We start from the raw sequence: 9137 nt of genomic DNA, 5'->3' as shown, positions 1-9137 counted from the left end.
CGCTGCTGGTGACGGTGGGGATCGTGCTGGTGGCGGTGTTGGTGATCGCGTTCCTGGTGCCGGAGCGCCGGGCCAGGGAGCAGACGATCGAGCTGGCCTCTGATTTCCCGGTGCCCCCGCTCGACCTGGTGGTGCCCCCGCGGCCGGTGCGTCGGGCCCGTCACGGTGCCCTGGACAGGGCGGGTTCGCGCGAGTCAGGCTGACCGGATGCTGCAGCGCGCGCGGTCCGCGGAGTGAGCGCCTCGCCGGAGCGGACGCACAGCTCGCACTGGGGGATGTTCCGCGGGGAGGTCGACGGCAGCGGCGCCCTGCGGGTGCGCCCGCGCCCGGGCGACCCCGACCCGTCGGCGCTGCTGCGCAACATCCCCTCCGCGGTCGGCCACCGCGCCCGGGTGCTGCGCCCGACCGTGCGCCGCGGCTGGTGGCAGGACGGTCCGGGGCCGACCGACCGCCGCGGCCGCGACGCGTTCATCGAGGTCGGCTGGGATGAAGTGCTCGACCGGCTCGCCGGCGAGCTGCGCCGGGTGCGCGACGCCCACGGCCCGCAGGGGATCTACGGCGGCTCCTACGGTTGGGCCAGCGCCGGGCGGTTCCACCACGCGCAGAGCCAGCTGCACCGGTTCCTCAACACCGCCGTGGGCGGCTACGTCGGATCGGTCGGCACCTACAGCGGGGCCGCCGCGGAGACGATCCTGCCGCACGTGCTGGGGCCCTCCGGCCCGGTCTCCAAGGCCACGGTCACCTGGGAGCAGATCGGCGCGCACACCGACACCGTGCTGGCCTTCGGCGGCATGGCGATCAAGAACTCGGCGGTGGCGGCCGGCGGGGTGAGCACCCACGTCGAGCGGGCCGCGATGGCCGCGGCGGCCCGCCGCGGCACCCGGTTCGTGCTGGTCGGGCCGCTGCGCTCGGACCTGCCGCCGGAGGCCGACGCGCAGTGGGCGGTCGTGCCCCCGGGCAGCGACACGGCGCTCATGCTCGGGCTGCTGCACACCCTGGTCGTCGAGGGCCTGCACGACACGGCGTTCCTGGAGCGCTACTGCGTGGGCTGGGAGGCGCTGGAGGAGTACCTGCTCGGCAAGGCCGACGGCACCGTCCGCGACGCGGAGTGGGCGAGCGGGATCACCGGGGTGCCCGCGGGGGAGGTCGTCGCGCTGGCCCGCCGCGCCGCGACCGGGCGCACGCTGGTCACGGTGGCCCAGTCGCTGCAGCGCGCCGAGTTCGGGGAGCAGCCGGTCTGGGCCGGGCTGGCGCTGGCCGCGGCGCTCGGGCAGGTCGGCCTGCCCGGCGGCGGGTTCTGCTACGGGCTGGGCTCGATCGCCTACTACGGGCGCCGCAAGGTCGCGGTGCCGGTGTCGCCGCTGCCCCAGGGCCGCAACGGCGTGCGTGAGTTCATCCCGGTGGCCCGGATCGCCGACATGCTGCTGCACCCCGGCGAGGAGTTCGACCACGACGGGCGGCGCCTGCGCTACCCGCACGTCCGGCTGGCGTACTGGATCGGGGGCAACCCGTTCCACCACCACCAGGACCTCGGCCGGCTGCGCCGGGCGCTCGGCAGACTGGACACGTTCGTGGTGCACGAGCCGGCGTGGACGGCCACGGCCAAGCACGCCGACGTCGTGCTGCCCTCCACGATGACCATCGAGCGCGACGACATCGGCGCCACCTCGCTGGACCCGATCATGTCGGCGATGCACCGGCTGGTCGACCCGCCGGGCGCGGCGCGCGACGACTTCGCCATCTTCACCGGGCTGGCCGAGCGGCTCGGCGCGGGTCGGGAGTTCACCGAGGGCCGCGACGTGCGGGCCTGGCTGGCGCACCTCTACGAGCGCACCCGCGCCGGGCTGGACAGGCAGGGCCTGCCCGCGCCGTCGTTCGACGAGTTCTGGGCGGCGGGTGAGGTGGAGCTGCCGCTGCGCGCGGACGACGGCGGCCTGCTGGCCGCGTTCCGCGCCGACCCGGACCGCACGCGGCTGCCCACGCCCAGCGGCCGGATCGAGATCGGCTCCGCCACCGTGGCCGGCTTCGGCTACCCCGACTGCCCGGGCCACCCCGCGTACTTCGCCCCCACCGACGCCCCCGACGAGCGCCACCCCCTGTGGCTGGTGGCCAACCAGCCCGCCACCCGGCTGCACTCGCAGCTCGACTACGGCGCGCACAGCGCGGCGGCGAAGGTCGCCGGCCGGGAGGTCGTGCGGATCCACCCGGACGACGCCGCGGCCCGCGGCGTCGCCGACGGCGAGGTCGTGCGGCTGTTCAACGACCGGGGCGCCTGCCTGGCCGGCGCCCGGGTCACCGACGACGTGATGCCCGGCGTCGTCCAGCTCCCGACCGGGGCCTGGTTCGACCCGGCGGACCCCGGCGCGGACCCCGCCGCGCAGGTCCCGTTCTGCGTGCACGGCAACCCGAACGTGCTCACCCGCGACGTCGGCAGCTCGGCGCTGGCCCAGGGGTGCACCGGCCAGCACACCGCCGTCCAGTTGGAGCGCTGGGACGCCGCGCTGCCCCCGGTGACCGCCCACGACCCGCCCGCGGTCGAGCCGCGGGAGGCCGGTCGATGACCGGCGCGGCGATCGTCGGGCTCGGGCTGACAGCCATGGGCAAGGTCTACGACCGCTCGGGCACCTCGCTGGCCGCCGAGGCGGTGCGCGCGGCGGTCGGCGACGCCGGGTTGGAGCTGTCCGACCTCGACGGGCTGCTGGCCAGCTCCGGGGTGACGCAGAGCGTGGGGATCACCCTGGCCGGTTCGCTCGGGCTCACCGAGCTGGGCCTGCTGGCCCAGGTCAACTCGTTCGGCGCCACCGCGGGGGTGCTGGTCGCCCAGGCCGCTCAGGCGATCGCGGCCGGCACCGCGAGCGCGGTGGCCTGCGTGTTCGCCGACAACCCGCTCACGCCGCGCAGCAGCGCGGGCGCCGCCTACGGCACGTCGCGCAGCGTGGCGCAGACCCTGCGCGGCACCGCGGGGTGGTCGCTGGCCTCCGGGGCGACCAACCCCAACATCTTCTACGCGATGTGCGCGCGCCGGCACATGGAGCGGTTCGGCACGACGTCGGAGCAGCTGGCCGAGGTGGCGGTGGCGCAGCGGGCGTGGGCGGCGGGCAACCCGCTCGCGCAGTTCCGGGAGCCGATCACGGTGGCCGACCACCAGGCGTCGCGCTGGATCGCCGACCCTCTGCACCTGCTGGACTGCTGCGTGGTCAGCAACGGGGCGGTGGCGGTGGTGGTCACGGCGGCGGAGCGGGCCGCGGACCTGGCCCGCCCGGCCGTGCACGTGTGGGGCCACGGGCAGGCGCACGCGCCGCGGCGGATGCACGCGGGCTCGGAGTGGGGCGTGGTGACGCCGGCGGCGCGATCGGGCCCGGCGGCGCTGCGGATGGCCGGCGTGGGGGTCGACGACGTGGACGTCTGCGAGCTGTACGACTGCTACACCTACACGGTCCTGGTCACCCTGGAGGATTACGGGTTCTGCGCCAAGGGCGAGGGCGGGGAGTTCGTGCGCGACGGCCGGTTGGCCCCGGGCGGGGAGCTGGCCTGCAACACCGGGGGCGGCCAGCTGTCGTCGTACTACATGTGGGGGTTCACGCCGCTGTCCGAGGCGGTGATCCAGGCCCGCGGCGACGGCGGCGCCCGCCAGGCCCCGCGCAACGACGTGGTGCTGGTCAGCGGCAACGGCGGGCTCCTCGAGCACCACTCGACGCTGGTGCTCAGCCCGCACGCGAAGGCGGCGTCGTGAGCGGGGACGCGGGCTCGTCGCCCGCAGCGGTGGGCGCGTTCCCGCGGGTCGAGCGCGACGCGGCCGGCGCCGGGTTCTTCGACGCCGCCGCCCGCGGCGAGCTCCTCCTGCGCCGGGCAGGCGACGGGCGGCTGCTCGGGCCCCAGGACGACGCCGAGGCGCGCACCGGGTCGGCCGACCTCGCCCCGGTCGTCGCGTCCGGGCGGGCCACCCTGGTCAGCTGGGCGGTCGTGCACCAGGCGCCGCTGCCCTGGCTGGCCGGTGCGGTGCCCTACGTCTGCGCCGTGGTCGAGCTGGCCGAGGGGCCGTGGCTGACCGTGCGGCTCGTGGACGCCGACCCGGGGGCGCTGGCCGCGGGGCAGCCCCTACGGGTCCGGTTCGTGCCGTCCGGCCCGCCGGACGGGCCCGGGGAGACCCTGCCGGTCTTCGCGCCCGCCTGAGGTGAACAGCGTGCAACGACTGCGTTGAGCCGTTGCCCATGCCCGTTCGGGGGGATTGCATCGTCGGAACCCGGTTCGGCCGCGTCGTCGCGCCCGGATCACGCTCGGTCGGGCATCCTGGCCGGGAAACCGCACCGCCGAGGAGTCCCCGTGCCCGACACCGATCCGCGCGCCGACCGAGCCTGGCTCGCCGCCGCGGTCGACCTGGCCGTCCGCAACGTCGCCGAGGGCGGTGGTCCCTTCGGGGCCGTCGTGGTGGTCGACGGCGCGCTGCTCGCCGAGGGGCAGAACCGGGTCACCCGCGACAACGACCCCACCGCGCACGCCGAGGTGGTGGCGATCCGCGCCGCCTGCGCGAGCCTGGGCGAGTTCTCCCTCGGCGGCGCCACGCTCTACGCCTCGTGTGAGCCCTGCCCGCTGTGCATGGCCTCGGCGCTGTGGGCCCGGCTCGACCGCGTGGTCTACGCCGCCGACCGGTACGACGCGGCCCGCGGCGGGTTCGACGACCTGGCCTTCTACGAGCTGTTCGGGCGCGACCGGGCCACCTGGGACACCAGGGTCGACGCCGTCGCGCTCGACGGTGCCGTCGCCCCGTTCGACGCCTGGCTGGGCAAGGCCGACAAGGTGGCGTACTGACCGCATGGACCTGCACACCGTGCGCGTCCTGCACCGCCCGGTCCGCCGCGGCGAGCTGGACGCCCTGCTCGGCCCCGGTGCCGCCGCGCTCGGCGGCGGCACCTGGCTGTTCTCCGAGCCCCAGCCGGGGCTGGCGGCCCTGGTCGACCTGACCGGCCTGGGCTGGCCGGCGCTGACGCGCGAGCCCGACGGCGCGCTCACGATCTCGGCCACCTGCACGCTGGCCGAGCTGGCCGCGGCCGGGCCCGCGCTGTTCGGCCGCTGCTGCCGGGCGCTGGCCGGCTCGTTCAAGATCTGGCACACCGCCACCGTGGGCGGCAACATCTGCCTCGCGCTGCCGGCCGGGCCGATGACCTCGCTGTGCGCCGCCCTGGACGGGGAGGCGCTGCTGTGGGGGCCGGGCGGCGCGCAGCGCCGGGTCCCGGTGGCCCGGTTCGTCACCGGCGTGCGCACGACCGACCTGCGCCCCGGCGAGGTGCTGCGCTCGGTGCGGCTGCCGGCCGCGGCGTCGTCCGCGCGCACCGCGTTCGGTCGGGCCGCGCTCACCGCGCAGGGCCGGTCCGGGTCGGTGGTGATCGGGCGGCGCGACCCCGACGGCGGGCTGGTGCTGACCGTCACCGCGGCCACCGAGCGCCCGTTCCGGTTCACCTTCCCCGCCCCGCCCACCGGGGCCGCGCTGCGCGCCGCGCTGGCCGGCGTCGACCGCTGGTACGCCGACCCGCACGGCGCCCCGGATTGGCGCGCGCACGTCACCGGCCGGCTGGCCGCCGAGGTCGTGGACGAGCTGGCATGATCGAGATCGACGGGCGGCCCGCGGACCGCGACCCCCGCCCCGGCCAGTGCCTGCGCACGTTCGTGCGGGAGCAGGGGCACACCGCGGTGAAGAAGGGATGCGACTCCGGCGACTGCGGGGCGTGCAGCGTCCTGGTCGACGGCACGCCCGTGCACTCGTGCGTCTACCCGGCGGTGCGCGCCGAGGGGCGCGCGGTGACCACGGCCGCCGGCCTGGGCACGCCCGACGACCTGCACCCGGTGCAGCGCCGGTTCGCCGACGCCGGCGGGTTCCAGTGCGGGTTCTGCACGGCCGGGTTCGTGGTCACGGCGGCCGCCCTCGACACCGCCCTCGACACCGCGGGTCCCGACGGCGCCGACCTCGCCCACCTGCTCAAGGGCAACCTCTGCCGGTGCACCGGCTACCGGGCCATCGCCGACGCGCTCGGCGGGGAGGTCAACACCGAGAAGGACGGGGTCGCCCCGGGCCGGTCGCTGCCGGCGCCCGCCGGCGTCCGGGTGGTCACCGGCCGCGAGCCCTACACCCTCGACGAGCCGCCACCCGGCGTGCTGCACCTCGCGGTGCTGCGCAGCCCGCACGCGCACGCCCGCGTCCGGGCCATCGACACCGCGGCGGCGCGGGCGATGCCCGGTGTGCGGCTGGTGCTCACCCACCACGACGTGCCGTCGACGCACTACTCGACCGGGCGCCACGAGAACCGGCGGGACGACCCGGACGACACGCTCATGCTCGACCCCGTCGTGCGCCACGTCGGGCAGCGGGTCGCCGCGGTGGTCGCCGACTCCGTCGGCGAGGCCGAGGCGGCCTGCCGGGCGATCGTCGTGGACTGGGAGGTGCTGGCCGCGGTGCTCGACCCGGCCGCGGCGCTGGCCCCCGGCGCCCCGGTGCTGCACGGCGACAAGGACCGCGCCGCCGGGATCGCCGACCCGGCCACCAACCTGGTCGCCGAGCTGCACGGCGAGGTCGGCGACGTCGAGCGCGGCCTGGCCGGGGCCGCCGCCGTGGTCGAGGGCACCTGGACCACCCAGCGGGTCTCGCACGGCCAGCTGGAGACCCACGGCACCGTGGCCTGGCTCGACGGGACCGACCGGCTCGTCGTGCGCACCAGCACCCAGGTGCCGTTCCTGGTCCGGCGGGAGCTGTGCCGGCTGCTGGAGCTGCCGGCGAGCCGGCTGCGGGTGCTCACCGCCCGGGTCGGCGGCGGGTTCGGCGGCAAGCAGGAGATGCTCACCGAGGACCTGGTGGCGCTGGCCGTGCTGCGCCTGCGCCGGCCGGTGCAGTGGGAGATCACCCGCACCGAGTCGCTGGCCGCGCTGCCCTGCCGCCACCCCATGCGGGTGGGCGTGCGGGTCGGCGCCACCGCCGACGGCGTGCTCACCGCGCTGGCCGTCGACGTCCTCGCCGACGCCGGCGCCTACGGCAACCACTCGGTGGGGGTGCTCTTCCACGGCTGCCACGAGTCGGTCGGGCTCTACCGGTGCCCGAACAAGCGGGTCGACGCCCGCGCCGCCTACACCAACAACGTGCCCTCCGGCGCGTTCCGCGGCTACGGCCTGGGCCAGGTCATCTTCGGCATCGAGTGCGCACTGGACGAGCTGGCCCGCCGGCTCGGCGTCGACCCGTTCGAGCTGCGCGCCCGCAACGTCGTCGTCCCGGGCGACCCGATCGTCGCCGCGCACGAGCCCGACCCCGACGACGACCTCACCTACGGTTCCTACGGCCTGGACCAGTGCCTCGACCTGGCCCGCGACGCCGTCCGGGCCGGCGACGACGTGCCCGTGCCGCAGGGCGCGGAGTGGCGGGTGGGGGAGGGCATGGCCGCGGCCATGATCGCCACCGTGCCGCCGCGCGGTCACCTGGCCGAGGCCGCGGTGACGCTGGAGCCCGACGGCCGCTACACCGTGCGGGTCGGCACCGCGGAGTTCGGCAACGGCACCAGCACCGTGCACGTCCAGCTGGCGGCCACGGTGCTGGCCACCGAACCCGACCGGGTGCGGCTGTGGCAGTCCGACACCGACGCCGTCGGCTACGACACCGGGGCCTTCGGCTCGGCCGGCAGCGTGGTCGCCGGCAAGGCCGTGCACGCCGCGGCGCTGGCCCTGCGCGAGCGGATCCTCGAGCGCGCGCCCGGGGTGCTCGGGCCGCTGGGCGTCCAGGTGGGCGACGGGTTCGTCCCGCTGACCGACCTGGCCGGGCCGGACGGGCTCACCGCGCAGGCCACGCACGACGGCACCCCGCGCTCGGTCGCCTTCAACGTGCACGCCGTCCGGGTCGCGGTGCACGTCGGGACGGGGGAGATCCGGTTCCTGCGCTCGGTGCACGCCGCCGACGCCGGCGTCGTGCTCAACCCCGAGCAGCTGCGCGGCCAGATCGAGGGCGGCGTGGCCCAGGCCATGGGCACCGCGCTGTTCGAGGAGCTGCTGGTCGACGAGCACGGCGCCGTCACCACCGACGTGCTGCGCAACTACCACCTGCCGCAGTTCGCCGACGTGCCGCGCACCGCCGTGCTGCTGGCCGCGACCAGCGACGCGCTCGGCCCGTTCGGCGCCAAGTCGATGAGCGAGGCGCCCTACAACCCGGTCGCCCCCGCCGTCGCCAACGCCGTGCGGGACGCGATCGGCGTGCGCCCGCACTCCCTGCCGCTGACCGCCGACCGCGTGTGGCGCCTCGCCTCCGGCGGTCGTGAACGGGGATCACGGCCCTGACCGTGATCCCCGCTCACGACCGCTGAGCAGGGCGGGGGTCAGGACAGCAGGTGCTCGCGCAGCGCGGGCAGCCGGCGGGTCTCGACGTCGCGGCGCCAGTCGTCCTCGACGTCCTCGGGGGCGTCGTCGTTGAGCAGCCGGCCCAGGGTGTTGGAGTCCTTCCAGGGCTCGGCGGCCGAGCGCAGCGACAGCACCAGCGTCACCCGGTGCCCGTCGGTGAGCGTCTCGGCGCTGTGGAACAGCATCCGGCCCTGCAGCAGCACGCTGGCGCCCGCCCGCTGCGGGATCCGCAGCAGCTCGTCGGGCCCGAACTCCTCACCGGCCCGCAGGCGCCGGCGCCCGACGTCGGGCGGGCCGCGGAAGACCACGGTGCTGCCGCCCTGCTGGGCGCCGTCGACGTGCAGCGGGACCAGCTCGACGAACGCGGGCCCGTCGCGGTGGAACTCGATCGGCCGCTGCCCGGGCCGGTAGAAGTTGATCCCCGAGCAGGAGGTGCGGATCGGGTAGGGCTCCAGCTCCACGCCGGCCAGCTCGCTGAGGTGGTGCAGGCGCTTCTCGTCGTGCACGAGCTCGGCGACCTCGGCGATGGAGTCCTGCACCCGGCGCAGGTGGTCGAGCCCGAGGAAGCGCGGCCGGTCCGTCCCGGCCGCCGCGCGCAGCTCCCGGCCCCTGGCGAGGACGGCGTCGAGCAGGTCGGTCGGGTAGTCGTGGTCGAAGCGGGCGTAGCCGAGATCGCTCGCGGCGTCGGGCCGCCCGTCCCCGCCGGTGATCTCGGCGAGGGTACGGCGTTCGGTCAGCGGCACGGGGGCACCTCCGCGTCGGGTCCTGGT

At 76.5% G+C, this 9137-nt stretch carries 7 protein-coding genes and 1 pseudogene; 7 read left to right on the top strand and 1 reads right to left on the bottom strand.

Features of this window, described 5'->3' with window-relative positions; all coding sequences use genetic code 11:
• The 7 genes and pseudogenes from KDL28_RS35950 to KDL28_RS35920 form a co-directional block, all read left to right on the top strand.
• Positions 1–203, top strand: a pseudogene (locus tag KDL28_RS35950) (NADH-quinone oxidoreductase subunit NuoH); the annotation flags it as partial.
• A gap of 30 nt (positions 204–233) precedes the next feature.
• Positions 234–2561, top strand: a complete 2328-nt coding sequence (locus KDL28_RS35945; protein WP_252445920.1) for a molybdopterin-dependent oxidoreductase — start codon at positions 234–236, stop codon at positions 2559–2561.
• Positions 2558–3733: a thiolase family protein gene (locus KDL28_RS35940; protein WP_252445918.1), complete on the top strand. Its 1176-nt coding sequence runs from the start codon at positions 2558–2560 to the stop codon at positions 3731–3733. Before KDL28_RS35945 ends, KDL28_RS35940 begins: the two co-directional genes overlap by 4 nt.
• Positions 3730–4173, top strand: coding sequence for a Zn-ribbon domain-containing OB-fold protein (locus KDL28_RS35935; protein WP_252445917.1), 444 nt, complete (start codon positions 3730–3732; stop codon positions 4171–4173). Before KDL28_RS35940 ends, KDL28_RS35935 begins: the two co-directional genes overlap by 4 nt.
• Positions 4174–4323: 150 nt before the next feature.
• The gene (locus KDL28_RS35930) at positions 4324–4809 is read left to right on the top strand and encodes a nucleoside deaminase (RefSeq protein ID WP_308216112.1); all 486 of its coding nucleotides are present in this window, start codon (positions 4324–4326) and stop codon (positions 4807–4809) included.
• 4 nt (positions 4810–4813) lie between these two features.
• A complete protein-coding gene (locus tag KDL28_RS35925; RefSeq protein WP_252445916.1) occupies positions 4814–5602 on the top strand; it encodes an FAD binding domain-containing protein in 789 nt (262 codons plus the stop codon).
• Complete coding sequence (locus KDL28_RS35920) at positions 5599–8307, top strand: molybdopterin-dependent oxidoreductase (protein ID WP_252445914.1); 2709 nt, start codon at positions 5599–5601, stop codon at positions 8305–8307. Before KDL28_RS35925 ends, KDL28_RS35920 begins: the two co-directional genes overlap by 4 nt.
• Positions 8308–8345: 38 nt before the next feature.
• Here the strand turns inward: KDL28_RS35920 and KDL28_RS35915 are convergent, their stop codons facing one another.
• The gene (locus KDL28_RS35915; RefSeq protein WP_252445912.1) at positions 8346–9110 is read right to left on the bottom strand and encodes a hypothetical protein; all 765 of its coding nucleotides are present in this window, start codon (positions 9108–9110) and stop codon (positions 8346–8348) included.
• Between the last annotated feature and the right edge of the window lie 27 nt (positions 9111–9137).

The sequence above is a fragment of the Pseudonocardia humida genome (assembly GCF_023898865.1).
Classification (GTDB): domain Bacteria; phylum Actinomycetota; class Actinomycetes; order Mycobacteriales; family Pseudonocardiaceae; genus Pseudonocardia; species Pseudonocardia humida.
This window is presented reverse-complemented; position numbering and strand designations above follow the sequence as displayed.

What these genes read in the sequence shown, in the direction of transcription:
- KDL28_RS35940 (WP_252445918.1), top strand. Translation starts at nt 2,558, where the DNA reads ATGACCGGCGCGGCGATCGTCGGGCTCGGGCTGACAGCCATGGGCAAG.
- KDL28_RS35925 (WP_252445916.1), top strand. Translation starts at nt 4,814, where the DNA reads ATGGACCTGCACACCGTGCGCGTCCTGCACCGCCCGGTCCGCCGCGGC.
- KDL28_RS35920 (WP_252445914.1), top strand. Translation starts at nt 5,599, where the DNA reads ATGATCGAGATCGACGGGCGGCCCGCGGACCGCGACCCCCGCCCCGGC.